Raw genomic sequence first — 24,425 nt, 5'->3', positions numbered from 1 at the left:
GGTATTCCGCTGACCTGCGGTGCGTCGGATCATGACCGCCCGGGTGACCGGTATCGCCCCCGTGGAACGTGTCGCGGTGCGCGACGGCACGCCGCGCAGCGGTAGCATTGGCCCGTCCCCTTGGCATGTGTGACACCCACACTGAGGGGTCGTTTTGTGCCTCCCACCAGGGATGACCAGTCATCGTTGCTGGTCGGCACGGTGACGTTTCACTTGCAGTCAGGAGCAGCACACCGGTGACCTCTGCCGATCCGTCTGTCGCGAACCCCACACTGGCCGGGGACGCCGCGGCACCGTCCGCGGTGCCCGCTTCGTCGATGCCGCTGCGCGCCTGGCAGCGTCGCGCGCTGACCAAGTATCTGACGAAGCGTCCGCGCGACTTCCTCGCGGTCGCGACCCCGGGCGCGGGCAAAACCACCTTCGGCCTGCGCATCGCTCGCGAACTGCTCGACGACCGCACGGTCGATCAGGTCACCGTGGTCGCACCCACCGAGCACCTCAAGCACCAGTGGAGTGAGGCGGCGGCGCGAGTCGGCATCGCCCTGGATTCACGGTTCAGCAACTCCGCCGGACAGACGAGTAGCGACTATCACGGTGTCGTGGTGACCTACGCGCAGATCGCGGCTCACCCCGCGCGACACCGCGTTCGGACCGAGAACCGGCGGACGCTGGTGATCCTCGACGAGATTCACCACGGCGGCGACGCGAAGTCGTGGGGTGAGGCGATCCGGGAGGCCTTCTCCGACGCGACCCGCAGGCTGGCGCTGACCGGGACACCCTTCCGGTCCGACGACTCGCCGATCCCGTTCGTCACCTACGAGCCGGAACCCGGGGGCGTGCAGCGCTCACGCGCCGATCACACCTACGGCTACGCCGACGCGCTCGCCGACGGCGTGGTGCGTCCGGTGGTCTTCCTGGCGTATTCCGGTCAGGCCAGCTGGCGAACGAGTGCGGGTGAGGAGTTCACCGCCCGCCTCGGCGAGCCGCTGTCCGCCGAGCACACGGCGCGCGCGTGGCGCACGGCCCTCGATGCACACGGCGACTGGATTCCGGCGGTCCTGACCGCTGCACACACCAGGCTGGGGCAGCTGCGCGCCGGTGGTGTGCCCGACGCGGGCGGACTGGTGATCGCCACCGATCAGACCTCGGCGCGTGACTACGCCGAACTGCTGGCGTCCATCACCGGCAAGAAGCCGACCGTGGTGCTGTCCGACGACCCGAAGTCGTCGTCGCGCATCGCGGAGTTCGCCGCGTCGGACGACGAGTGGATGGTCGCGGTCCGCATGGTGTCGGAGGGTGTGGACGTGCCGCGGCTGGCGGTCGGGGTCTATGCGACGAGTGCGTCGACACCGCTGTATTTCGCGCAGGCGATCGGCCGATTCGTCCGGTCTCGTCGGCCGGGGGAGACGGCCAGCGTGTTTCTGCCGTCGGTGCCGGTGCTCCTCGACCTCGCGAGCCAGATGGAAGCCGAACGCGACCACGTGCTCGGCAAACCGCACCGCGACAGCGACGGCCTCGATGACGCGTTGCTGACCGATGCGAACAAGCAGAAGGACGAGCCCGGCGAGGAGGAGAAGGGCTTTCAGTCGCTGCATGCCGACGCCGAACTCGACCAGGTGATCTTCGACGGTTCGTCGTTCGGGACCGCCACCTTCGCGGGTTCCGACGAGGAGTCGGACTACCTCGGATTGCCCGGCCTGCTCGATGCGGACCAGGTCCGCGCACTACTGCGGCGCAGGCAGGACGAACAGGTGACGGCACGGTCGGCCGCGGTGCCGGATGTCGGGGCGGCCGCAACCGCGCCGCGGAGCACGGGGGAGAACCTGCATGCGCTCCGAAAAGAACTGAACAGTCTGGTCGCCATGCACCACCACAGGACGGGGAAGCCGCACGGCATGGTGCACAACGAACTCCGCACCAAACTCGGCGGTCCGCCGACAGCGATGGCGAGCGCGGATCAGCTTCGGGAACGGATCAACGCGCTGCGTGAGTGGCGCTGAGCACAGTCCGTCGACACCCGACACGATTCAGGCCCGGCCGGAAGAACCGGCCGGGCCTGAATCAGGTCTGAGGTTTGCTGGGTCAGACAAGTTCGCCCGCGGACTCCACGACGGTCGCGCTCAGCTCGACGAGTCGGGCCTCGTGCTCGTTGAAGTGATGACGGCAGAAGAGAAGCTCGCCCCCCTTGGGGAGGACGGCGCGTACCTTTGCCGCGGCGCCGCAGCGATCGCAGCGGTCGGCGGCAGTGAGCGACATGGAGATCGGGGTTGTGGTGGCAATGTCATTCATGATTCCTCCGTCCCGGTCCGGCGCCTGTCGGTCGCCTTCCCTTCGTGAGCCGACACATCCGGGCGATGCGTCAACCTCACTCTGTCAGACGCTTGGGGGTTTCGTATTGTTCCGCAGGGCGGGTCGGTGTGTCGTCACTCACCGTTAACACCGCGAACATCGTCGGCAACACCGGTAAAAGACGACGTTACGCAGGGTGCGACCGGGGTCACAGTTTCGGGAGTGATCGTTGCGCGCAGGTGGATCGCAACGCCCGTCATGCGGTTGGGGACGCGGCGCCCACCGACTCCTCGGACTCGCGCTGCTCCCGCAACTCCGACACCGCATCCGAGGATTCGTTCTCGCGGTCACGCAGGTACTCGCGCAGCGAGTAGGCGAACGCTGCCGCCCACGCAACGGCGATGACCAGGTAGAACGCCGTACGCACCGATGCCGATGCGTCGATGAGATCGCTCTTGAGCAGGCTGCGGGTGTTGGTGAGCACGATGAGACCGCCCACCGACGAACCGAGCAGACGCGGAGGCACGTGCCGGACCAGCCAGGCCGCGATCGGGGCGGCCAGAACACCACCGATGAGGATTGCCCCGACCCACGCGAAGTTGATGCCCTGCGAGCCCAGGCTGAACAGGAATCCGAGGCTCGCAGCGAGCGCGATGATGAATTCGCTGGTGTCGATCGAACCAATGACCTTCCGGGGCTCCAGACGTCCACTCGCCAGGATCGCGGGCGTGCCGACCGGTCCCCAGCCACCGCCGCCGGTGGCGTCGACGAAGCCGGCGACAAAGCCGAGTGGACCCAGGAAACGCTTGCGCAGCGGCTTGCCGAGGTTGTGGCGCGGAATGCCCTGGAAGGTGAAGCGAAGCAGGATGTAGAGACCAAGGGCCAGCAGGATCGCGGCCATCACGGGAGCGGCCGCCTCGGTGGACAGCTTCGACAGGATCGTCGCGCCGAGGAAAGCGCCGATGGCACCCGGGATCGCGATCCGGCGGACCACGCGCCAGTCGACGTTGCCGAACTTCCAGTGCGAGACACCCGAGACCAGGGTGGTGCCGATCTCCGCGAGGTGCACGGTGGCCGACGCGGCGGCCGGGTTGGTCCCGATCGCCAAGAGCAGTGTGGTGGTCGTGACGCCGTAGGCCATGCCGAGGCTGCCGTCGACGAGTTGGGCGGCGAATCCGACCAGGGCAATGAGAACGATGGTTGGCATGTGCAGGGTGCTTTCGATGCAGGCGCGCCGTGGAGATCACGAGGTGGGCGCGGGGAAACGAATCGGGGGCTTCGTTGCGCATTGATGCGCGGGCCGCTACCTACACAGCATCGAGGCAACCCGGAGCAGGTCGACCGCCCTTCTGGTGACCAGCATCGGGGTAGACGGCAGCACGACCGCCTGCCTCAGAGAATCCGACATTCCGACATCGTACGAACGCGCGACACCAATCCCCGCATTCAGCCGTCCGTCGGAATCGCCGTGAACGCAAGGTTGACAAGACCACCCGAAGATGGGTTGCCAGACGTGGCGTGAGAGGGAGCTCGACTAGTCGAGGTAGTCGCGCAGCACCTGCGAACGCGACGGATGGCGCAGCTTCGACATCGTCTTGGACTCGATCTGCCGGATACGTTCGCGCGTGACGCCGTACACCTGCCCGATCTCATCCAGCGTGCGCGGCTGACCGTCGGTCAGGCCGAACCGCAGCCGGACCACTCCTGCCTCGCGCTCCGACAGCGTCTCGAGCACGGACTGCAGCTGATCCTGCAGCAAGGTGAAACTGACCGCGTCGACTGCGACGACGGCTTCCGAATCCTCGATGAAGTCACCGAGCTGGCTATCGCCCTCGTCGCCGATGGTCTGGTCGAGGGAGATCGGCTCACGCGCGTACTGCTGGATCTCGAGGACCTTCTCGGGCGTGATGTCCATCTCCTTCGCGAGTTCCTCCGGAGTGGGCTCGCGGCCCAGGTCCTGAAGAAGTTCGCGCTGGATACGGCCGAGCTTGTTGATGACCTCGACCATGTGCACCGGGATGCGGATGGTGCGCGCCTGGTCGGCCATCGCGCGGGTGATCGCCTGCCGAATCCACCAGGTGGCGTATGTCGAGAACTTGTAGCCCTTGGTGTAGTCGAACTTCTCGACGGCGCGGATCAGACCCAGGTTGCCTTCCTGGATGAGATCCAGGAAGGCCATGCCGCGGCCGGTGTAGCGCTTGGCGAGGGACACGACCAGACGGAGGTTCGCTTCGAGGAGGTGGTTCTTGGCGCGGTTGCCGTCTCGCGAGATCCAGTTGAGATCGCGCTTCTGGGCGGTGCTGATCTTCTCGCCGGACGCCATGATCCGACGCAGGCGCTCGGTGGCGAACAGGCCGGCCTCGATGCGTTTGGCGAGTTCGACCTCCTCCTCGGCGTTGAGGAGTGCGACCTTGCCGATCTGCTTGAGGTAGGCGCGCACGGAGTCGGCCGAGGCGGTGAGCTCGGCGTCCTTGCGGGCCTGACGCAGTGCCTCGGACTCTTCCTCGTCCCAGACGAAGTCACCTGCCGACTTCTCCGGCACGTCCTTGGCGGCATTGGCCTTGTCGGTGGCGGGAGTGGGCTTCGAGGTGGCGGCCGCCGGCTCTTCGGCGTCGCCCTCCTCCTCGTCGTCGTCCGAGTCGTCGTCGGTGGCGTCGTCCTCGTCATCGACGTCGAGGTCGTCGATCTCGACGTCCTCATCGAGTTCGGCGTCGGGGCCGTCGATGTCGTCGATGGAATCCGGACTGTCATCGGGTTCGGCATCGGTGTCGCCGCCGGCGTCGGGCCCGGCCGCAGCCTTCTTGGCCGCTTTCTTGGCGGGAGCCTTACGCGCGGCCTTCTTGGCGGGGGCCTTGCGGGCTGCCTTCTTGGCCGCCTTCTTGGCCGGGCGCTTGGCGGGTGTCTGCTCGCTCGAGCCGTCGGTGGACGAATCCGTTGTCTCGTCGACCTCGGCGTCCGAGTGAACGGTCTTGGTGGCTGCCACGTACAACCTTTCGAAACTGACTTTTGACGCGTCGCGGCAGCACGGGCCACCGCGGGTGAGGGCTTGGTACTCGGTGCAACATGACCGGTGACGACCATTGTAACGACATCGGGTTCAAGGATGTGTCAAAGGCCAGGTCACACGGCATCGCCGAGGTCGTGCGCAACCGGTGTCGCGCTACGTTTCCCCGGTCAGGTCTTGAGTCCCTGCGACACGGCCATGGCCGCACCGACGATGCCTGCGGTGTTCAGCAGGGTGGCCGGCACCACCGGGGTCGAGTTGGTGAGCAATGGGATCCACTTGGCGGACTTGCGGCTGATACCGCCGCCGGCGATGAACACCTTGGGCCAGAACAGCGCCTCGTAGGCCTCGAGGACTGTGGAGACATGCTCGGTCCATTTCTCATACGACCACCCCTTCTCCTCCTTGATCCGCGACGACGCCTGATGTTCGGCTTCCTTCTTGCCGACGTACATGTGCCCGAGCTCGGTGTTGGGCACCAGCGTGCCGTTGATGAGGATCGCCGAGCCGATGCCGGTGCCGAAGGTCAGCAGCATCACCACACCGTCGACGCCCTTGCCCGCGCCGTATGCGTCCTCGGCCATGCCGGCGGCGTCGGCGTCGTTCAGTACCGACACCTGCCGGCCGCCGAGGTACTCACTGAACAGGGCGTAGACGTCGGTCCCGATCCAGCCCTTGTCGATGTTGGCCGCAGTGCGCATGACACCTTCGGTGATCACGCCCGGCAGGGTGATGCCGACCGGTCCGTCCCAGTCGAAGTGTTCGACGACCTCGGCGACACCGCCGGCGACCGCGTTCGGCGTCGAGGGTTTGGGGGTCAGCACCTTGAACCGTTCGCCGACGAGTTCGCCGGTGTCGAGATCCACCACGCCGCCTTTGATGCCCGAACCGCCGACATCCACTCCGAACCCGAGATTGGTTGAGGTGGTGGCGATATCAGGTTCGGGTGACTCGGTCGGTGCTGACTCGGCCATTACGACGTCCTCTCCGGCGGCGACGAATACAAGTTCAGGCTATCCAGCCGGGGCGCGGATCGCTTGGTTGCCGACGATGCTGCGCCGCCTGCGGTTTCCGCCGGTGCGGTTCCGCGGACCGCCGACCGATTCGCGTGCTGTTCAATGGAGCCTGTGGCGAATGGACCTACCGATCCGCGGTGCACGGACGCATACCCACCAGACGAGGCGCACGACCTCGAGACGATTGCGCGGTCGGTGGCACAAGCTGCCGCCGACCATGTCCGTCTACGCAGGCCAGAATTGTTCGGCCAGACCGATTCCGGCGCCGACAGTTCGGTCGTGTCGACGAAGTCGACCGAAACCGATCCGGTCACCGTGGCCGACACCGAGACCGAGCAACTGGTGCGTGCGTTGCTGCACAAGGCACGCCCGGACGACGAGATCCTCGGTGAGGAGGCGGGCGGAACCGTCGCCGTGCCCTCCGGTGTCCGGTGGGTCGTGGATCCGATCGACGGCACGGTCAACTTCATGTACGGAATTCCTGCGTACGCGGTGTCGGTGGCAGCGCAGATCGACGGGCAGTCGGTCGCGGGAGCGGTCGTCGACGTGGCCCGCGGGCTCACCTACACCGCCGCCCTGGGTCGGGGCGCGCATGTCCACGGTGCCGACGGCAGTCGGTTACGGCTGTCCTGCAACACGATCGACCGGGCCGAACTCGCGCTCGTCGCCACCGGCTTCGGCTACGACGCACACCGCAGGCAGGCGCAGGGCGACATCGTCGCGCGTCTGCTGCCCAGGGTTCGTGACATCAGGAGGATCGGCGCCGCGGCGCTCGATCTCTGCATGGTGGCCAGCGGGGCCGTCGACGCCCACTACGAGCACGGTTTGAGCCCGTGGGATTGGGCCGCCGGATCGCTGATCGCCGCCGAGGCGGGTGCGGTGGTGTCGACTCCACCGCCGGAATCGCGGTCGTCGGAAGGGCATCTGACGGTGGCCATGGCGCCCGGGATCGCCACCGAACTGTCCGAGATCCTCGACGACGTCGGCGCGCGGGCGCGCGTTGTGTGAGCCGGTCACAGGAGCGGTGGCGGGCGGGGCGAAAAACCTCGGGTCAGCAGCCGGCGGAATGGACCGCAGAGAGCAGTGCCGGGTCGACACCGGTCTCGGGCTTCTTCGGGTCGGCCGAGCGCAGGACCTCGAGGGCCGCTTGGGTGTCCTGCGAGAGTTCGGTGTTCTTGTAGTACTCGCCGAGGGCGACGTCGACCGTACTTCCGCGTCGGCCGTCGTCCACGAGTTGCGCGCAGGGGAAGGCCAGCCAGACCGACGCTGCACCAGCGCGTCCGGCCGGACCGAACCGGATCTGCGCGACACAGTTGAGGTCGCGGTTCGGGTAGAGGGCGTCGTCGCCGTACGCTGTGTCGGTTGCCGGACTGAATCCTTGACCGGCCAGGTCGTCGGACACGGTACGTGCAGCGCCGCGCTCGGCGGACGCATTCAATACGCGCACCTGGAAGGTCGACAGTGGTGCCGGTGCCACCTCGAGCATGTCGGTGCGGCTCACGGCGTTCAGATGCGGGGGTGTGGTGGTGGCCGGCGCGGGATTGCCGGCATCCGGGGCCGGGGCCGTCGAGGAAGCCGGAGTCGGCTGATTGCAGTCCGTCGGGGCGCTCTGGTTGTCGCTGTCGGCCAAGGCGGTGGCCCAGACGATCAGGCCCACCACAAGCAGGACCACGACGGTGACGATCGCCGGCACGTAGCGTCGGCGCCGGTAGGCCCGACCGTTCTCGTCGGTCGGGTAGCCGGTCGTAATCTGCGACACCACGGCGGACGGGCTCCTCTCCCGATCGGGGGCCCAGGCCGGTGATGGAGCCGACGTTGGAGTCGGTCCATCGGTCTGGGTCTCGCTCACTGTAGAGGGTGGACGGCGGTGGAGTCCGTAATGGGCACGGTGTGCCACCTCCTCGGTTGCCGATGCCGGGAAGAAACACGCCGCGAAACTCGTTTGCGGTAATTGTTGACCCAAGCAATCCGGTCCACTATTCTTCGGGCGCCTGCTCTCCACGGCCCAGGGGGAGTAAAGGACCAAATGTGATGAAACTCACAGCGGTCTGAACGGTTACGGGTAACGAATTGCACCGGTCATGACGTTGTAGTGACGCCGCCGGCAAGACAATCCCGGCGGGGCTGCGCGCATCCACGGGCTTCTCGGCCACAAGCCGGGCAGCCGAGAGCGCCCTTTGAGACTCTCAACCACGTAAGGCACACAATGGCTACTGATTACGACGCGCCACGACGCACGGAGACCGAGGACCTGAACGAGGACTCGCTCGAGGAACTGAAGGCTCGGCGCAGCGAGGCGCAAGCCGCTGCCGTCGATGTCGACGAGAGTGACACCGCTGAGTCCTTCGAACTGCCCGGTGCAGATCTGTCGGGTGAGGAACTGTCCGTGCGGGTGATCCCCAAGCAGGCAGACGAATTCACTTGTACTAGCTGCTTTCTCGTCTACCACCGCAGCCGGCTGGCGCGGGAGAACGGCACCACGATGATCTGCGTGGACTGCGCCTGACCGGCAGGTGAACAGATCGACTCACCGCATCGACGCGGTGAGTCCGCCGGCACAGTGGGTCCAGCAGCGGCCTATTGTTGCCGGTCGTCCGACTTCTCGGCCGCGGCGTCCGGAATGTCCAGCGCGGCGAGCAACCGGGCGGGATGTCGAGTCGACACCAGCCAATACGGCGTGGGGTCGTCGGGGTCGTCGAGCACGACCAGCACCATCGTCTTCACCCAGAACCGGTGCACCAGATATGCGGCCGGATCGAGCTGCCGCCCGAGTGCGGCGCTCTTCGCGGTCGCCGGAATGCTCGCGCCGCGAGCGATCACCGATCGGGGCAGCCGGGCTCGGTTGGCGTGCAGTTCACCGTCGGCGGTGACACTGATCCGCACCCGCCCCATCGACCACAGCACGGCCGCGCACAACAGCGCCACCACCGGGTAGGCCAGCAAACCCCAGGCGGATTCATGCGCCGCCAACTCGATCTCGTGACCTACGACACCGACGACGACCAGGGCCGCCAGCCACCACCACCAAGGGACGTGGAGACGTTCGTCATACGGCATCAGCCCGCCCTCCGACGGGCCGGTTGCGTTGTCGGGTGAGTGGGGTTCGATCACGCGACCAGCGTAGTCTGCCTGCGTGAGCGCAGAACCCACCCCTCTCGCACCTATTCCGATCCGACGCCTCGACCCTGAGTTGCCACTACCGGTGCGTGCCCATCCGGGCGACGCGGGCGTGGACCTCTATTCCACCATCGACCTCGAATTGCCCGCGGGCCGACGACAACTCGTCGGCACCGGGATCGCGGTCGCGCTTCCGGTGGGCACCGTCGGATTGATCCACCCTCGCTCGGGCCTGGCCGCGCGCGCCGGGCTGTCGATCGTCAACTCGCCGGGCACCATCGATGCCGGCTATCGCGGCGAGATCAAGGTGTGTCTGATCAATCTCGATCCCGAACAGTCGATCTCGATCTCTCGTGGCGATCGGATCGCGCAGCTCGTCGTGCAGCGGGTCGAGTTGCCGGAGTTCATGGAGGTGACCGAACTCGACGACACCAGCCGGGGTGCCGGCGGATACGGCTCGAGCGGTGGCCACGCAGTCTTGCAGGATCCACCGCCTGCCACACCGGAGTCGCGCACCTGAGTCCGATCCGGTGCGCGTTCGGATACTGTGCGTTCATGGTCGACACGACGGGGGTCACGGGGCCGCTGAGGTTTTGGGCGCTGAGGTTTTGGGCGCTGAGGGATTGGGCGCCGAGGAATCGGGCGCAGAGGAATCGGGCGCAGAGGAATCGGGCGCTGAGGGATTCAACGCCGACGGGCGGGACGCACACCATGGGGGCGGGCACGAGGAGCATCCATGGCCGATGAATCACAGACCGATGCACCACGGATCGGCGAGGCACGCGGTCCCTACGACATCGAGAATCTCGCGACCGATCCCCACGAGCTCGAGAACTCACATCTCGACCTCGGCTCGGTGCTCGTGCCGGTTGTCGAAGGCGGCCAGGTCACCGTGGAGATGTCGGCGGATCATGAACCGCAGTCGGTCTACCTGGTGACCCCGCACGGCCGAATCACGGTGTCGGCCTATGCCGCTCCCAAATCGCCGGGACTCTGGCGCGAGGTGGTCCGGGAACTTGCCGAATCGTTGCGTGACGACGGCGCCCAGGCAAGCATCTCCGACGGCCATTGGGGCCGCGAAGTGGTGGGGGAACTCGACGGCGCGACCCACCGCTTCATCGGCGTCGACGGCCCCCGCTGGATGGTGCGCTGCGTCGCGAGTGGCCCGACGACGTCGGCGTCGGAGATGGCCCAGCTCGCGCGTGCGGTGCTCGCCGAAACCGTCGTCCGACGGGGTACCGAGCCATACCCTCCTCGTGATCCACTGCCCATCACGCTGCCGCCGGTACTCGCCGAGCAGGTTGCGGCAGCGCAGCAGCAGATGATGGAGGAGATGGCTGCCGCAGAAGAAGGGCCTGGCCCGCTCATCGCCCCGTCCGGCCCAGCTGCTGGTTCGGCTGCCCCCGCGTCGGATGCGACAGATGCGGATGCACCGGTTCCCGGTGGCGCGATCGATCAGCTCGCTGCGGCCACCGTCTGGACCGACGCCGGCGAGGATGTCGCCGAGGACGATGACTCCGCGGGTACGGCCGCGGGGCCGGCCGACGACGAGCCGCCGCCGGCCCCGTCGTCGGGTTCGGCCATGCAGCGGTTCCGGCGGCGCGGCCGGCGCTGATCCCTAATCGGCAGTGAGCATCTGCGCGTACGCGCGGGCGCAGCCGTTGCCGAGGATTGCGGGATGCTCACCCCATTCGGTGAGGGTCACCTCGACCAGCCTCGCCCGCGGCGCGGCGGAACACCACCGGCGAGCGACGTCGATGGGATGGACCGGGTCGTCGGTCGCGGCGGTGATCGCCAGCGGGACCTCGAGTGTGGTCAACGCCTCCGCCTCGGGCGCCGTGTAGGCGGCGGCCGCACGCAACTGGGCTTCCAGCCCGCCGGACAGCGCGCGCCACGATCGGGACAGTTCTTCGGCGAGCCAGGTCGGGCTCGAGGCCGCCATGGTGGCGACCGTGGCGTCCAGGCCCGCGGTATGCAGTGATTCGGCAGTGGCCAGCGCGCTGTGGGCGGCCGGTGCCGACGACGGCACCCCACACCACGCGGGCAGCGCACCAAGCACCCCGGCACACTTCTCGGCGCTCGCTTTCAGAGCCCACTCGAGCGCGATCGCGGCCCCGATCGACACCCCGCCCACCAGCAGCCTGCCTGCCGTGGCGCTCAGCTGATCGAGCCTGCGTAGATAGCCTGCCACCAGGTCGTTTTCCGGTTCCAGCGCGATGAGTTCGACGCCGAGCCAGGTGGCCGCGGGGCCGAATGCGCGGCCGATGTGGTCGCCGTCGGATCCGGTGCCGGGGATGGCAACCAGGACTCTCGGCGAGGGCGAAACAAGCCGGTCATTCAGTGGCATGGAATGATCATGCTCCGGCGTTGTCACCAGTAGACGGACAGGTCTACGCTGGCGAGAAATGGAGTCGTTCGCCAGCCCGAAACAGCCAGACTCCACAAGCGAAGAGAAAGCCTGGAGGTTGTGATGCCCACAGCCGGTTACCTGAAGCGACTGACGCGCCGGCTGACCGAGGATCTCGGTGACGCCGACGCGGAGAAGATCGCCGAGGAGTCGCGCGCAACGGGTGCCCAGCGGGCCTCGGAGTGTTGTCGCGGCGACGAGGTGACGATGCACGGTGAGTTGCGATCGGTGGAGACCTGCTCACGTACCGCGAAGGCGGGCGTCAAGGCGGAATTCTTCGACGGCAGCGATGTCGTCACCCTGAAATGGCTGGGACGCAATCGCATTCCCGGTATCGAGCCCGGCCGGAAGCTGACTGTTCGCGGACGTCTGGGACTGCACGAGGGCAACAAGGTGATCTACAACCCGTATTACGAGTTGCATGGCACAGAGGACTGAGTCCTCCGAAAGCCCGTCGGTTCTCGAACAACTCGGCGGTGTGTCCGGACTGATCTATTCGACCGTGCCGGTCGTCGTCTTTGTGCCGGTGAACTCGTTCTTCGGGTTACGCGCTGCGATCATCGCGGCACTGACGACCGCCGTCGCCATCTTCGTGCTGAGGTTGGTGCGCCGGGAGGCGCTCACCCCCGCGGTATCGGGTCTGCTCGGCGTGGCCATCTGTGTGTTCATCGCCCATCGGGTCGGAGATGCCAAGGGCTACTTCTTGTTCGGCATCTGGACGACGCTCGTGTACGCGGTGGTGTTCGTCATCTCCATCGTCGTGCGGTGGCCGCTCGTGGGAGTGGCCTGGCATCTCGTGAACGGACAGGGCACCGGGTGGCGGCGCAGCCGCGCCACATTGCGGGCCTACGACCTGGCAACCGCGGTCTGGGCACTCGTGTTCGTGGCGCGCTACGTGCTGCAGTCGCAGCTCTACGACCACGACCAGACCGGGTGGCTCGCGGTTGCCCGCATCGCCATGGGTTGGCCACTCACGGCAATCGCGGTACTCGCGACCGTGTACCTGGTGCGACGGGCCACCCAGTCCGAACACGGCGAGTCCGAGCAGAAAATCGAGCAGTCTTCCACCGACCGGCTCGGGCCCGAACAGTCCCGCAACTGATCGCTGCAGCAGCGGGTCAGACCTGCATGGCGTCGCGCAGCGCCGGTTCCACGTCGTCGGGCGCGATGAAGATCAACTCGTCGCCGCCTTCGATCGGGTCGTCGGACTGCGGGACGATCACCCGGCCGCCGCGCAGGATCGCGACCAGCGCCGCATCGCGCGGCAGGGTGAGCTTGCGCACGGGTTTACCGGCCAGTGGCGTGTTGGCCGGGAGCGTCAGTTCGACCAGGTTGGCCTGACCCTGTCGAAAGGTCATCAGCCGCACCAGATCACCGACCGAGACGGCCTCCTCGACCAGCGAGGCGAGCAGCCGGGGGGTGGAGACCGCGACGTCCACGCCCCAGTCCTCGTCGAAGAGCCATTCGTTGCGCGGATCATTCACCCGTGCGACGACCCGATTGACCGCGAACTCGGTCTTGGCGAGGAGGCTGACCACCAGGTTGGCCTTGTCGTCGCCGGTCGCGGCGATCATGACGTCGAAGGTGTGCAGATCGGCCTGTTCGAGATTCGACAGCTCGCAGGCGTCGGCCAGGACCCAGGTGGCTCCGGGGACCGCCTTCTCGTCGATATGACCCATCTGACGTTCGAAAAGCGTCACCTCGTGGGCATTGGTGAGCAGCTCTCGGGCGATGGACCGACCGACCGCACCGGCACCGGCGATGGCGACTCTCATGGCTGAACTCCTCGGTCAGAGGTGGTGGGACTGGAAGTGCGGAGCATCTGCGGAGCCTGCCCTAGTCGTGTGTGGCCGGGCCGGATGCGGTCGCCCGGGCATTGTCGAGGTTGTCGAGCAGGCAGGCTGCGAACACCACATCGTCTTGCTGCAGCACGGTTTTCACGTCCGGCAGGACCGGGTGTCCGACCCGGTTGAGGAATGCCACACGTGCGCCGGTCAGTTCCTGGAACTTGCCGACAGTGGTTCCGATCCACGACTCGTGGATGTCGAGTTGGGCCACCGCCAGAGATCCGGAGGGGTCGCGCCACTCCGTGGTCGTGGACGTCTCACCGAGGGCCGAGACGAACCGCTCGGTGGTCCACGGCACGGTCGCAACGGTCGGGATGCCCAGACGCTCGTACACCTCGGCACGTTTCGCGTCGTAGATGCGGGCGACGACACGCTCCACGGCGAAGGTCTCCCGCGCGACGCGGGCCGAGATGATGTTCGAGTTGTCGCCCGAGGACACCGCCGCGAACGCGTCGGCGTTCTCGATGCCCGCGCGTTCGAGGACGTCACGGTCGAAGCCGACGCCGGCGATGGTCACACCTGTGAAATCGGGGCTCAGACGCGAGAAGGCCGACGCATCGCGGTCGATGATCGCGACCTCGTGACCACGTTTCTGCATCGCCATTGCGAGCGCCGAACCGACCCGTCCGCAACCCATGATCACAACCCGCACGACGTTCCTTCCGTCGACCACACGTTCATCGTCCGGCCGAGCTGCATCCAGGCCCGGGCCGACCTTGAACCTACCCGCACACACCATCCTTCGGGTGCCGACCCGGCCCTTGGTGGCCAATGGATATCACAGGCTCTAATGTTGCCTGGTGTCCACCGTGTCGAAGGTGTCCGTCGCGACCAAGCGCCTGCTTCTGGGGCGGCCATTCCGCAGTGACACGTTGGGTCACACGCTCCTGCCGAAGCGGATTGCGCTGCCCGTATTCGCGTCCGATGCCATGTCGTCGGTGGCGTACGCGCCGCAGGAGATCTTCCTGGTCCTGTCGGTGGCCGGTGTCAGCGCGCTCGCCTACACACCGTGGGTGGCCGTCGCGGTCGCCGTCGTCATGGTGGTGGTGGTGGCCAGCTATCGCCAGAACGTGCACGCCTACCCGTCCGGTGGCGGCGACTACGAGGTCGCGACGGTCAATCTCGGTCCCAATGCGGGTCTGACGGTAGGCAGCGCACTGCTGGTCGACTACGTGCTGACGGTCGCGGTGTCCATCTCGTCGGCGGCGGAGAACATCGGGTCGGCGATCCCGTTCGTGGAAGAACACAAGGTGTGGTTCTGCGTCGCCGCGATCGTGCTCCTCGCGGCGGTGAACCTGCGTGGCATCAAGGAATCCGGCGCGTTCCTCGCAACTCCCACCTACGCCTTCATCATCGGCGTTCTCGCGATGTTGATCTGGGGATTCTTCGAGATCTACGTCCTCGGCGAGAATGTCCAGTCCGAGACCGCAGGCTTCGAGATCAAGGCCGAGGACAACCACCTCGTCGGAATCGCCTTCGTCTTCCTGATCGCCCGGGCCTTCTCGTCGGGCTGTGCGGCCCTGACCGGTGTCGAGGCGATCAGCAACGGTGTGCCGGCCTTCCGGAAACCCAAGTCGCGCAACGCGGCCACCACACTCCTGATGCTGGGAACCTTCGCGATCATCCTGCTGCTCGGGATCGTGATGCTGGCGCAGAAGATCGGCGCGAAATACGTGATGGACCCCGAGCAAGACTTGATCGGGGCACCCGAGGGCTACCAGCAGAAGGCGATGATCGCGCAGCTGGCGCACGCGGTCTTCGACACCTTCACACCCGGCTTCTATTTCGTCGCCACCGTCACCGCCCTGATTCTGATGCTGGCGGCCAACACGGCGTTCAACGGATTCCCGGTGCTGGGATCGGTGCTCGCGCAGGATCGTTACCTGCCCCGCCAGTTGCACACCCGGGGTGACCGGCTCGCATTCAGCAACGGAATCGTGTTCCTCGCGCTCGCCGCGATCGTCTTCGTGGTCGCCTTCGGCGCTCAGGTGACGGCCCTGATCCAGCTCTATATCGTGGGCGTGTTCGTGTCGTTCACCCTCAGCCAGACCGGCATGGTGCGGCACTGGACCCGGCTGTTGCGCACCGAGACCGACCCTCGGGCACGCCGACGCATGATGCAGTCGCGCGTGATCAACAGCGTCGGCCTCGTCATGACGGCGACTGTTCTCATCGTCGTCCTCATCACCAAGTTCACCGCGGGCGCCTGGATCGCGATCCTGGCGATGGTCGCGATCTTCATCCTGATGAAGCTGATCCATCACCACTACGCCTCGGTACAGACCGAACTCGAACGCGCGCAGGAGAACGACGAGGAAACGGTGTTGCCCAGTCGCACGCACTCGGTGGTGTTGGTCTCCACCCTGCACCTGGCCACCAAGCGCGCACTTCTCTATGCACGTGCCACCCGTCCCGACGTGCTCGAGGCGATCACCGTCAACGTCGACGACCGCGACACCCGCAAGCTGGTGTCGCAATGGGAGGCCAGCGACATCACGGTCCCGCTCAAGGTGATCGCGTCGCCGTACCGTGAGATCACCCGGCCGGTCATCGATTACGTGCGTCGCGTGCGGCGGGAGAATCCGCGCGATGTCATCACCGTGTTCATCCCCGAGTACGTTGTCGGGCATTGGTGGGAGCAGATTCTGCACAACCAGTCGGCGCTGCGTCTCAAGGGGCGCCTGCTGTTCGAACCGGGCGTGATGGTGACCTCGGTGCCGTGGCAGTTGACCTCGTCGGACCGCCGCAAGGCCGACCCGAGCTACTGGGCACCGGGGGAGACCCGGCGTGCGCTCGGTGGCGACCCGGAACGTCGGTGAGTCCGACGGACCCGCAGGACCCCGGTTCGACGACTCTCGAGATCACCGTGGACGCGCTCGCCAACGGCGGGGCGGCCGTGGGCCGAACGGACGGCCGGGTGGTCTTCGTTCGAGGTGCCGTGCCGGGCGAGCGGGTGCGGGCCCGCATCACCGATGACTCGCATCCATCGTTCTGGCGGGCCGAGACGGTCGAGATCCTCGACGCCTCGCCGCACCGAGTGCCAAGTGTGTGTGCGGCGGCCGCCGCGGGCGCTGGGTGCTGCGATCTGGCGTTCATCGACCCGGTCCACGCTCGTGGCCTCAAGCGCGACGTCCTGGTGGACGTACTGCGCCGCGTCGGCCACCTGCCCGACACGGTGGTGGCCGACACCGACCTGGACTCGGGCGTCAGGGCACTGGCCGATGACCCCACCGGCTGGCGGATTCGAACCCGACTGGCCGTCGACGACGCTGGGTTCGCCGGACAACTCGGCTTCCGCGCCGACGAGGTGATCACCAGGGTGAGCTGCGCCCAGCCAGACCCCCGGATACCGGCGGGAATCGACGGTGGATTCACCCCGCATGCCGAACTGGTGATCGTGCTCGACGATGCGGGCCGACGCCACGTCACCGAACTGGCGCCCGTCGCCACACCCCGGCCGGGCCGTTCCGGCCGCTCACGGAAGCAGGTGCAGCAGCGCCGGCACCGTCTTCGCGCGCCCCGCGCCGAACGATTACTGGAGGGCACCGATGTCGCCGAACACCGGGTGGGCGCTCGGTCGTGGCAGATTCCGGTCACCGGTTTCTGGCAGGCGCATCGGAATGCTCCGGAAACCTATGCGAACACCATCGTCGAGTTCGCCCGCGCGCACGCATCGACACCCCCGAGGGTGGCCTGGGATCTGTACGGCGGTGCCGGGGTGTTCGCCGCTGCACTACTCGACGGCGATCTGGGGGTCAGTGATCTGGGGGTCGGCGATCTGGGAGTCGGGGCAGTGCATGTGGTCGATTCCGACACCCGGGCACTGGCGGCGGCGGAGAAGACCTTCGACGGCGATGACCGGGTCGTCATCCACGCCGGTGAGGTTGCGGCACAGATCGGTTCGCTGCCTCACCCCGACCTGGTGGTCCTGGATCCGCCACGGACCGGTGCCGGTGAACGCGTGATCGGCGCGATCGCCGCCGCCGAACCCGACGTGGTGGTGCACGTCGGCTGCGACGCCGCCAGGTTCGCGCGTGATCTTGGCCTCTTTGCCGGACACGGCTACTCCGTGGTGGGGCTGCGGGGTTTCGACGCGTTTGTCCTGACGCACCATGTCGAGGCGATTGCCTGCCTCGTTCGCAACCGTTCAACCGCGTGACGTCGCGTGGGTTTTCGTCGGGTTCACCGAACCGCGGGGCTCGGGTGTGGGTGGCGAAGTCCGTAGACTGTTCCAGACAGGGGTCGGGCCTGCCGCCCTCCCCGCACACAGCCCCCGACGACAGTCACAGACAACAGTCGCCGACAGCAGCCCCAGACACCATGGCCGGGTCCGGATGGAGGAAACGATGAGCGTGCTCGACCGGATCGATTCACCGGCCGATCTGCAGGCGTGCTCGCCCGCCGAACTCGAGACACTGGCCGCGGAGATCCGGCAGTTCCTGATCGCCAAGGTGTCGGCGACCGGCGGCCATCTGGGTCCGAATCTGGGTGTGGTCGAGCTGACCATCGCGGTGCATCGGGTGTTCGACTCGCCCCACGATCCGGTGATCTTCGACACCGGTCACCAGTGCTACGTGCACAAGATCCTGACCGGGCGCAAAGACGACTTCGACCACCTGCGGCAGAAGGGCGGACTCACCGGCTACCAAGAACGGTCGGAGAGCCCGCATGACTGGGTCGAGTCGTCGCACGCCTCCGCGGCGCTGTCCTACGCCGACGGACTGACCAAAGCCTTCGCCCTGACCGGCCAGCCCGACCGCACCGTCGTCACGATCGTCGGCGACGGAGCGCTCACCGGCGGTATGTGCTGGGAAGCGATGAACAACATCGCGGCCGCCGACCGGCCGATGGTGATCGTCGTCAACGACAACGGACGGTCGTACGCACCAACGATCGGCGGGCTTGCCAGTCACCTGTCGGGCCTGCGGCTGCAGCCGGGTTACGAGCGCTTCCTCGACGAGAGCCGGAAGGCCGTCAAGCAGCTGCCCGTGGTCGGAGAACCCGCCTACGCCGTCTTGCACGGCATGAAGAGCGGACTGAAAGACTTGCTCTCGCCGCAGGCGATGTTCACCGACCTGGGCCTGAAGTACGTCGGCCCCGTCGACGGGCACGACGTCGACGCGGTCGAGTCGGCGCTCCGGTCGGCCCGCGACTTCGGTGGACCGGTCATCGTTCATGTCGTCACCCGCAAGGGCATGGGCTACGCGCCGGCCGAGAACCACGAGGCCGATCAGATGCATGCGACCGGCATCATCGATCCCGTGACCGGCCGCGCCACCAGCGTGGCCCCACAGGATTGGACATCGGTGTTCTCCGCGGCGCTGCTCGACGCGGGCGCCGCGCGCGACGACGTCGTCGCCATCACCGCGGCGATGCCGGGACCCACCGGTCTCACGCCGTTCGGTGAGAAGTACCCGGACCGCATGTTCGACGTCGGGATCGCCGAACAGCACGCCATGACGTCGGCGGCCGGACTGGCCCTCGGTGGTCTGCATCCGGTGGTCGCGATCTACTCGACCTTCCTCAACCGGGCCTTCGACCAGCTCTTGATGGACGTCTCCCTCCTCAAACTTCCGGTGACCCTCGTGCTCGACCGGTCCGGGATCACCGGTCCCGACGGGCCCAGCCACCACGGCATGTGGGATCTGTCCCTGATGGCGATGGTGCCCGGCTTGCGGGTGGCGGCACCTCGTGACGCGGTCCGGCTGCGCGAGGAGTTTGACGAGGCGTTGGCGACCACCACCGGACCCACGGCCCTGCGCTTCTCGAAAGGTGCTGTGCCCGAGGACATTCGAGCCGTCGAACGACTCCACGACGGCGTGGACGTCCTGCACCGCGCGGCCGCCGGTCTCGGCGAGGCGAGTGGCGACGTCCTCATCGTGGCGATCGGGGCCTTCTGCGGTCTGGCCGTCGACACCGCCGAGCGCCTCGCCCGGCAGGGTATCGACGCCACGGTGGTCGATCCGCGCTGGATCCTGCCTGTGGCCGGTTCGATCGTGGATGCCGCCCGGCGTCATCGGTTGGTGGTCACGCTGGAGGACAACGGTGTCAGCGGGGGAGTGGGCGCTGCCATCGCCGAAGCGGTCGCGGCCGCCGACATCCTGGTTCCCGTGCAGATCCGCGGAATTCCGCAGCAGTTCGTCCCGCACGCGTCGCGCGGCCAGATCCTTGCCGAGTTCGGTTTGACCGCACAGGATCTCGCGCGTTCGATCACCGCGACCGTTGCCGGGATGCACAGCGCACCGGGACTCGACCGGCCCCTTGCCGACGGCCCAGAACTCGACGCCTCAGAACTCGACGCCCCAGAACTCGACGCCACAGGCCTCGACACCGACGACGCCGTCGAACCTCAGGTCGACGACCAGCGCTGAGCGCAGATCTCCTAGGAGACCGCTGCTTTGGCGAAGGCCGCCGCGAACGGTTCCGCGCACAGGGCGCGTTGCCAGGCGCGGGCACCGTCCGACGCCAAACGCTGATCCACCTGTTCGGCCGTCGGTGCGGCTTCCGGGAGTCCGTCCCAGCACAGCTGCCGCATGACATCCGGTGCGAGCAGGTTCTCCGCCGGCACCGAATGTTCCTCTGCGATCGTCGCCAGCGCGGACCGGACCTCGGCCAGCCGAGCGGCGGCCTCGGGGTTGCGTTGCTCCCACCGGTTGGTCGGTGGCAGTCCGCCCGTCGCCGGCGCCTTGCGGGGCGGCAGTTCGTCGTCGGGAAGCTCTCGCGCGCGTTGCAACGCGGCCAGCCAAGTACCGGCCTGCCTGCGCTGACGAGGTCCACCGAACACCGGGAGGCGGGTGAGTTCGGCCGTGGTCTTGGGGCTGACCGTGGCCGCATTGATGATTGCCGAGTCCGGCAACACGCGCCCGGGCGCCACGTCACGCCGCTCGGCGATGTGCTCACGGGCTGACCACAATTCGCGGACCGCAGCCAGTGCCCGAGCGCTCTTGACCGTATGGATACTCGAGGTGCGGCGCCACCGATCCTCACGCGGCGGCGCCGGTGGGCGTTCGAGGACGTAGGCGAATTCCTCACGCGCCCAACGGTCTTTGCCGGCGTCGACGAGAGCGGCGTCCATCGCGTCGCGCAGTTCGACGAGTACCTCGACATCGAGGGCCGCGTAGTTGAGCCACTCGTCGGGGAGTGGGCGGCGCGACCAGTCGGCCGCACCGTGGCCCTTCTGCAGCCCCAGACCCAGAAAGTGCGCCACCATCGCCGCAAGGTTGACCTTGGCCAGGCCAAGGAGCCGTCCGGCCAGTTCGGTGTCATAGAGCTCCGCGCACCGGAAGCCGAGCTCACGAAGACAGGGCAGATCCTGGTCGGCGGCGTGTAGGACCCATTCTGGACCGTCGAGCACGGCGATCACCGGGGCCAGCGCCTCGGGTTCGGCGATCGGGTCCAGCAGGAACGACCCGGAACCGCGGCGTCGGATCTGGATCAGGTAGGCACGCTGCGAATACCGGTAGCCCGAAGCGCGCTCGGTGTCGAGTGCGATCGGTCCCGATCCGGCGAGCAGTTTGGCGGCGGTCTCGGCGAACTGCTGCGCGGACGTCAGCACCGGCGGAACCCCGTCGGCAGGCGAGAGCAACGGGGTGGTCTCGACCGGCTCGGAGTCGGTGGGGGACCCGCTCTCGGGCGTGTCCGCTTCGCTCATGAGGGGCCGAGTTCGGTGACCCCGACCGGCGGCAGCCCCGCAGCGGACGCGAGCACCTCGCAAAAGGCTTCGAGGTGGCTGCCCAGGCCGTCGGCGGTCACGGCCGTCCACGACGCGCGCAGCTCCAGTTGATGGGCACGTGGCGGGCCGGCGATGTCGCCGTAGCGAACCGACGTGGTCGAGGTGACCGTGCCGCCCAGGGCGGTGACCGCTACACCCGCGCTGTCGTCAGGAGTCGCGGTCGACCCGACGGGCACGCCCAGCGCCTCACTGAGCCAGCTCCAAGTCACTTCCGGCAACAACGGATCCATCGCGAGCGCGGCCTCGACCTCGGCCTGGATGTAGGCGACCAGGCGCATGGTCCCGTTCCAGGCGTCCTGACCGGCCGGGTCATAGAGCAGGATCAGGCGTCCGAAGGCGCTGCCCGGGGAGTCGACCGGGACCTCGTCGGGTGCGACATCGTCGGGTGCGCGCACCTCGGTGCCGATCGCATAGCTGTACGGTGCGAGCCGCTGTGGTGGCCGGATCGGGCCGACTTCGATTTCCCGCCGTATCCGAGCGGCGTGCAGCGACTCGACCGCAGCGCGGAAATCAGCCGGCTCGCTTTCAGCTCCCGAAGACGTCACCGTTCGACGGTAGGTCGGCGGTGGCGAGCAGCGGCGGAGGCGCGCCGTACGGCAGACCTGGGGCCTGTCGCCGGTGGGTCGCGTGGCAGAGTGAACAACGATGTCGCACACACCTCGAATCCGCGCCGACCGGTCGCATCTGCCGCTGGTGGCGGCAGCGACCGGGCTCACACCCGCTCGCCGTCCGGTGTGGTTCATGAGACAGGCGGGACGCTCGCTGCCCGAGTACCGGGCCATCAGGGCCGAACACGGAATGTTGGAGTCGTGTTTCGACGCCGCGATGGTCTGTGAGATCACTCTGCAGCCGGTCCGCCGACACGACGTCGACGCCGCCATCCTGTTCTCCGACATCGTGGTTCCGCTGAAGGCTGCAGGCATCGACCTCGACATCGTTGCCGGCACCGGACCCGTGATCGCCGCGCCGGTGCGTTCGGAGTCGGCGGTCCGCGCGATACCCCGATTGGAGCCGGAATCGGTCGGCGCGATCGGCCGGGCCGTCGAACTGATCCTGGGTGAACTCGGGGAACACACCGCGCTGATCGGTTTCGCCGGTGCGCCGTTCACACTGGCGTCCTACCTCATCGAAGGCGGGCCCAGCCGCAACTACGAGCGCACCAAGGCGATGATGCATGGTTCGCCGGAGCTCTGGAACGATCTGATGGGCCGTCTTGCCGACATCACGATCGCTTTCCTGCGGGTCCAGCTCGACGCCGGTGTCGACGCCATCCAGTTGTTCGATTCCTGGGCGGGCATGCTCTCGGTCGCCGACTATCAGCGCTTCGTGGCACCGCACAGCACCCGTGTGCTCGCCGAGGTCGCCGAATACGGTGTTCCGCGAATCCATTTCGGCGTCGGTACCGGGGAACTGCTCGCGTCGATGGCCCACGCCGGGGCCGACGTCATCGGCGTGGACTGGCGGGTGCCCCTCGACGAGGCCGCGCGCCGCGTCGGTCCGGGAAAAGCCGTGCAGGGGAACCTGGATCCGACCCTGCTGTTCGCGGGTGACGCGGTCGTCGACCGCGAGGTGCGCCGGGTGGTCGCCGATGGCGACCGCGCGATCGCCGCGGGTGCGACCGGCCACATCTTCAACCTCGGTCACGGCGTATTGCCCGGCACCGACCCTGATGTCCTCACCCGCGTGGTCGAACGGATTCACAGCCTCTGATGGCGCACCGGGCGCGCGTCGCGGTGATCGGCGGTGGGATCTCGGGTCTGACTGCGGCACTGCGCCTCCGGCAAGGGCTCGGGCCGGATGCGCACATCGACGTCTTCGACGCGGGAGACCGGCTCGGTGGCATTCTGCACACCACCGAGGTCGGCGGGCGCCAGGTGGACGTCGGCGCCGAGGCATTCATCGTGCGGCGTCCCGAAGCGCTCGAGCTGGTGCGCGAACTCGGGCTGGGTGACCGTGTGGTGTCGCCGACGGCGATGCGGCCGGCGATCTGGTCGGGTGGAGGTCTGTACCCATTACCTGCGCCCGCGTTGATGGGTATCCCCGCTTCGGTGGAATCGGTTGCAGACCTTGTTGATTCGGATGATCTGACGCGGATGTCGGCCGAGGCGGATCGCGAACTCCGGTGGCGTGCGGGCACAGACCCGTCTGTCGGTGACTTCGTCGCCGACCGCTTTGGCCCGTCGGTCGTCGCCCGCAGCGTCGATCCGATGCTGGGTGGGGTGTATTCCAGTCTGGCCGCCGACATCGGCGTTCGGGAGGCGCTACCGGCACTCGCGACGCGACTCGACGCGGGCGCACCGTCGCTGACGACCGCGGTCAACGAGGTGATCGGGGCCGGGGCCGGGGCGTCGGGACCTGTCTTCGGCACCCTGGTCGGCGGATATCGCGTGCTGGTCGACGCACTCGTCGAGGCGGCGTCGGCGAACGTTCGACTCGGTGGAACCATCACCGGGCTGCGCCACGAGCGCGATTCGTGGGCGATCGGGGTCGACGACGATCCACAGGAGTACGACGCGGTGATCCTGGCGGTCCCCGCCCAGGTGGCCGCGGCACTGCTGGCGTCGGAGTGTCCAGGAATGGCCGGTCCGCTCGCCGAGGTCTCGGGCGCGTCGTCGGTGGTCGTCTCGCTCGCGTTGGCTCCCGCCACACGGTTGCCGGATCACTCCGGCGTTCTGGTCGCCACCGGAGAACAGTTGCGCGCCAAGGCCTTCACCTTCAGTTCGCAGAAGTGGGAGCATCTGGCCGATCGTTGCGCGCCGGTCTCGGTTCGGGCGTCGTTCGGGCGATTCGGGGCGCCCGTGCCGTCGGAACTCGAGGAACCCGGCGTCGACGATCGGTTGGTTGCCGAGGCGCTCGCAGATCTGGACGAGGTGTGCGACGCGGCCGGGGTCGGAGCGCTGTCGTCGCAGATCACCGACGTGGTGGTGCAGCGGTGGACCGGCGGTCTGCCGGTGTACGCGCCCGGTCACCTGGCACGGATGGCCGAAGTGCTGGCCGGTCGGCCGCGGCGGCT

24 protein-coding genes are annotated in these 24,425 nt (G+C 67.5%); 12 read left to right on the top strand and 12 right to left on the bottom strand.

What is annotated here, in order from left to right; translation table 11 throughout:
- Positions 1-317 precede the first annotated feature (317 nt).
- On the top strand, positions 318-2,000 hold the full coding sequence (locus ABZW74_RS16270; protein ID WP_355277556.1) for a DEAD/DEAH box helicase: 1,683 nt from the start codon (positions 318-320) through the stop codon (positions 1,998-2,000).
- Positions 2,001-2,082: 82 nt separating this feature from the next.
- Here ABZW74_RS16270 and ABZW74_RS16265 read toward each other — a convergent pair whose 3' ends face one another.
- From ABZW74_RS16265 to ppgK, 5 genes are all read right to left on the bottom strand, one after another.
- Complete coding sequence (locus ABZW74_RS16265) at positions 2,083-2,289, bottom strand: hypothetical protein (protein ID WP_240856996.1); 207 nt, start codon at positions 2,287-2,289, stop codon at positions 2,083-2,085.
- Positions 2,290-2,545: 256 nt separating this feature from the next.
- On the bottom strand, positions 2,546-3,496 hold the full coding sequence (locus ABZW74_RS16260) for a sulfite exporter TauE/SafE family protein (RefSeq protein WP_240856997.1): 951 nt from the start codon (positions 3,494-3,496) through the stop codon (positions 2,546-2,548).
- A 96-nt stretch (positions 3,497-3,592) separates the two neighbouring features.
- Complete coding sequence (locus tag ABZW74_RS16255) at positions 3,593-3,697, bottom strand: putative leader peptide (RefSeq protein ID WP_355277543.1); 105 nt, start codon at positions 3,695-3,697, stop codon at positions 3,593-3,595.
- A gap of 126 nt (positions 3,698-3,823) precedes the next feature.
- Positions 3,824-5,272: an RNA polymerase sigma factor gene (locus tag ABZW74_RS16250; RefSeq protein WP_355277540.1), complete on the bottom strand. Its 1,449-nt coding sequence runs from the start codon at positions 5,270-5,272 to the stop codon at positions 3,824-3,826.
- 191 nt (positions 5,273-5,463) lie between these two features.
- The gene (gene ppgK / locus ABZW74_RS16245; RefSeq protein WP_240856999.1) at positions 5,464-6,267 is read right to left on the bottom strand and encodes a polyphosphate--glucose phosphotransferase; all 804 of its coding nucleotides are present in this window, start codon (positions 6,265-6,267) and stop codon (positions 5,464-5,466) included.
- Between the two features lie 144 nt (positions 6,268-6,411).
- Here ppgK and ABZW74_RS16240 point away from each other — a divergent pair, with 144 nt between their 5' ends.
- Positions 6,412-7,317 carry an inositol monophosphatase gene (locus tag ABZW74_RS16240; RefSeq protein ID WP_240857000.1) on the top strand — a complete coding sequence of 302 codons (906 nt, stop codon included), beginning with the start codon at positions 6,412-6,414 and terminating at the stop codon, positions 7,315-7,317.
- A 43-nt stretch (positions 7,318-7,360) separates the two neighbouring features.
- Here ABZW74_RS16240 and cei read toward each other — a convergent pair whose 3' ends face one another.
- Complete coding sequence (gene cei / locus ABZW74_RS16235) at positions 7,361-8,071, bottom strand: envelope integrity protein Cei (RefSeq protein WP_240857001.1); 711 nt, start codon at positions 8,069-8,071, stop codon at positions 7,361-7,363.
- Between the two features lie 444 nt (positions 8,072-8,515).
- Between cei and ABZW74_RS16230 the strand changes: the two genes are divergently transcribed.
- Positions 8,516-8,815 (top strand): DUF4193 domain-containing protein, encoded by a 300-nt coding sequence (locus tag ABZW74_RS16230; RefSeq protein WP_240857002.1) that lies wholly within the window; start codon positions 8,516-8,518, stop codon positions 8,813-8,815.
- 71 nt (positions 8,816-8,886) lie between these two features.
- Here the strand turns inward: ABZW74_RS16230 and ABZW74_RS16225 are convergent, their stop codons facing one another.
- Positions 8,887-9,366, bottom strand: a complete 480-nt coding sequence (locus ABZW74_RS16225) for a DUF3093 domain-containing protein (protein WP_240857044.1) — start codon at positions 9,364-9,366, stop codon at positions 8,887-8,889.
- Between the two features lie 76 nt (positions 9,367-9,442).
- Between ABZW74_RS16225 and dut the strand changes: the two genes are divergently transcribed.
- Together dut and ABZW74_RS16215 are read left to right on the top strand one after the other, a co-directional pair.
- Positions 9,443-9,946, top strand: coding sequence for a dUTP diphosphatase (gene dut / locus ABZW74_RS16220; RefSeq protein WP_240857003.1), 504 nt, complete (start codon positions 9,443-9,445; stop codon positions 9,944-9,946).
- Positions 9,947-10,162: 216 nt separating this feature from the next.
- Positions 10,163-11,041 (top strand): DUF3710 domain-containing protein, encoded by an 879-nt coding sequence (locus ABZW74_RS16215; protein ID WP_240857004.1) that lies wholly within the window; start codon positions 10,163-10,165, stop codon positions 11,039-11,041.
- A 3-nt stretch (positions 11,042-11,044) separates the two neighbouring features.
- Here the strand turns inward: ABZW74_RS16215 and ABZW74_RS16210 are convergent, their stop codons facing one another.
- A complete protein-coding gene (locus ABZW74_RS16210; RefSeq protein ID WP_355277534.1) occupies positions 11,045-11,773 on the bottom strand; it encodes an alpha/beta fold hydrolase in 729 nt (242 codons plus the stop codon).
- A 123-nt stretch (positions 11,774-11,896) separates the two neighbouring features.
- Here ABZW74_RS16210 and ABZW74_RS16205 point away from each other — a divergent pair, with 123 nt between their 5' ends.
- Positions 11,897-12,271, top strand: a complete 375-nt coding sequence (locus ABZW74_RS16205) for an OB-fold nucleic acid binding domain-containing protein (protein WP_240857006.1) — start codon at positions 11,897-11,899, stop codon at positions 12,269-12,271.
- Positions 12,255-12,935 (top strand): DUF3159 domain-containing protein, encoded by a 681-nt coding sequence (locus tag ABZW74_RS16200; RefSeq protein WP_240857007.1) that lies wholly within the window; start codon positions 12,255-12,257, stop codon positions 12,933-12,935. The genes ABZW74_RS16205 and ABZW74_RS16200 overlap by 17 nt, the downstream gene beginning before the upstream one ends.
- A 16-nt stretch (positions 12,936-12,951) precedes the next feature.
- Here ABZW74_RS16200 and ABZW74_RS16195 read toward each other — a convergent pair whose 3' ends face one another.
- Entirely contained in the window at positions 12,952-13,608 is a 657-nt protein-coding gene (locus ABZW74_RS16195; protein ID WP_240857008.1) for a TrkA family potassium uptake protein, read from the bottom strand.
- 61 nt (positions 13,609-13,669) lie between these two features.
- Complete coding sequence (locus ABZW74_RS16190; RefSeq protein WP_240857009.1) at positions 13,670-14,332, bottom strand: TrkA family potassium uptake protein; 663 nt, start codon at positions 14,330-14,332, stop codon at positions 13,670-13,672.
- A gap of 148 nt (positions 14,333-14,480) precedes the next feature.
- Here ABZW74_RS16190 and ABZW74_RS16185 point away from each other — a divergent pair, with 148 nt between their 5' ends.
- From ABZW74_RS16185 to dxs, 3 genes are all read left to right on the top strand, one after another.
- Positions 14,481-16,499: an APC family permease gene (locus tag ABZW74_RS16185; RefSeq protein ID WP_355277529.1), complete on the top strand. Its 2,019-nt coding sequence runs from the start codon at positions 14,481-14,483 to the stop codon at positions 16,497-16,499.
- The gene (locus ABZW74_RS16180) at positions 16,496-17,839 is read left to right on the top strand and encodes a TRAM domain-containing protein (protein ID WP_355277526.1); all 1,344 of its coding nucleotides are present in this window, start codon (positions 16,496-16,498) and stop codon (positions 17,837-17,839) included. The genes ABZW74_RS16185 and ABZW74_RS16180 overlap by 4 nt, the downstream gene beginning before the upstream one ends.
- A 187-nt stretch (positions 17,840-18,026) precedes the next feature.
- The gene (gene dxs / locus ABZW74_RS16175; protein WP_355277524.1) at positions 18,027-20,051 is read left to right on the top strand and encodes a 1-deoxy-D-xylulose-5-phosphate synthase; all 2,025 of its coding nucleotides are present in this window, start codon (positions 18,027-18,029) and stop codon (positions 20,049-20,051) included.
- Positions 20,052-20,062: 11 nt separating this feature from the next.
- Here dxs and ABZW74_RS16170 read toward each other — a convergent pair whose 3' ends face one another.
- Together ABZW74_RS16170 and ABZW74_RS16165 are read right to left on the bottom strand one after the other, a co-directional pair.
- Complete coding sequence (locus tag ABZW74_RS16170) at positions 20,063-21,331, bottom strand: ribonuclease D (protein ID WP_240857013.1); 1,269 nt, start codon at positions 21,329-21,331, stop codon at positions 20,063-20,065.
- On the bottom strand, positions 21,328-21,957 hold the full coding sequence (locus tag ABZW74_RS16165; RefSeq protein WP_240857014.1) for a DUF3000 domain-containing protein: 630 nt from the start codon (positions 21,955-21,957) through the stop codon (positions 21,328-21,330). Before ABZW74_RS16165 ends, ABZW74_RS16170 begins: the two co-directional genes overlap by 4 nt.
- A 100-nt stretch (positions 21,958-22,057) precedes the next feature.
- Here ABZW74_RS16165 and hemE point away from each other — a divergent pair, with 100 nt between their 5' ends.
- Both hemE and hemG read left to right on the top strand, forming a co-directional pair.
- Positions 22,058-23,122: a uroporphyrinogen decarboxylase gene (gene hemE / locus ABZW74_RS16160; protein WP_240857015.1), complete on the top strand. Its 1,065-nt coding sequence runs from the start codon at positions 22,058-22,060 to the stop codon at positions 23,120-23,122.
- Positions 23,122-24,425, top strand: a 1,304-nt coding sequence (gene hemG / locus ABZW74_RS16155; protein WP_355277520.1) for a protoporphyrinogen oxidase, incomplete at its 3' end; no start/stop codon positions are given. The genes hemE and hemG, both read left to right, overlap by 1 nt.

This window comes from Gordonia sp. NPDC003585, from assembly GCF_040610755.1.
Taxonomy (GTDB): domain Bacteria; phylum Actinomycetota; class Actinomycetes; order Mycobacteriales; family Mycobacteriaceae; genus Gordonia.
This window is presented reverse-complemented; position numbering and strand designations above follow the sequence as displayed.

What these genes read in the sequence shown, in the direction of transcription:
- ABZW74_RS16195 (WP_240857008.1), bottom strand. Translation starts at nt 13,608, where the DNA reads ATGAGAGTCGCCATCGCCGGTGCCGGTGCGGTCGGTCGGTCCATCGCC.
- ABZW74_RS16225 (WP_240857044.1), bottom strand. Translation starts at nt 9,366, where the DNA reads ATGCCGTATGACGAACGTCTCCACGTCCCTTGGTGGTGGTGGCTGGCG.
- ABZW74_RS16170 (WP_240857013.1), bottom strand. Translation starts at nt 21,331, where the DNA reads ATGAGCGAAGCGGACACGCCCGAGAGCGGGTCCCCCACCGACTCCGAG.
- ABZW74_RS16210 (WP_355277534.1), bottom strand. Translation starts at nt 11,773, where the DNA reads ATGCCACTGAATGACCGGCTTGTTTCGCCCTCGCCGAGAGTCCTGGTT.
- ABZW74_RS16200 (WP_240857007.1), top strand. Translation starts at nt 12,255, where the DNA reads ATGGCACAGAGGACTGAGTCCTCCGAAAGCCCGTCGGTTCTCGAACAA.
- ABZW74_RS16240 (WP_240857000.1), top strand. Translation starts at nt 6,412, where the DNA reads ATGGAGCCTGTGGCGAATGGACCTACCGATCCGCGGTGCACGGACGCA.
- ABZW74_RS16260 (WP_240856997.1), bottom strand. Translation starts at nt 3,496, where the DNA reads ATGCCAACCATCGTTCTCATTGCCCTGGTCGGATTCGCCGCCCAACTC.
- ppgK (WP_240856999.1), bottom strand. Translation starts at nt 6,267, where the DNA reads ATGGCCGAGTCAGCACCGACCGAGTCACCCGAACCTGATATCGCCACC.
- ABZW74_RS16255 (WP_355277543.1), bottom strand. Translation starts at nt 3,697, where the DNA reads ATGTCGGATTCTCTGAGGCAGGCGGTCGTGCTGCCGTCTACCCCGATG.
- ABZW74_RS16265 (WP_240856996.1), bottom strand. Translation starts at nt 2,289, where the DNA reads ATGAATGACATTGCCACCACAACCCCGATCTCCATGTCGCTCACTGCC.
- ABZW74_RS16205 (WP_240857006.1), top strand. Translation starts at nt 11,897, where the DNA reads ATGCCCACAGCCGGTTACCTGAAGCGACTGACGCGCCGGCTGACCGAG.
- dxs (WP_355277524.1), top strand. Translation starts at nt 18,027, where the DNA reads ATGAGCGTGCTCGACCGGATCGATTCACCGGCCGATCTGCAGGCGTGC.
- ABZW74_RS16270 (WP_355277556.1), top strand. Translation starts at nt 318, where the DNA reads ATGCCGCTGCGCGCCTGGCAGCGTCGCGCGCTGACCAAGTATCTGACG.
- ABZW74_RS16215 (WP_240857004.1), top strand. Translation starts at nt 10,163, where the DNA reads ATGGCCGATGAATCACAGACCGATGCACCACGGATCGGCGAGGCACGC.
- ABZW74_RS16230 (WP_240857002.1), top strand. Translation starts at nt 8,516, where the DNA reads ATGGCTACTGATTACGACGCGCCACGACGCACGGAGACCGAGGACCTG.
- hemE (WP_240857015.1), top strand. Translation starts at nt 22,058, where the DNA reads ATGTCGCACACACCTCGAATCCGCGCCGACCGGTCGCATCTGCCGCTG.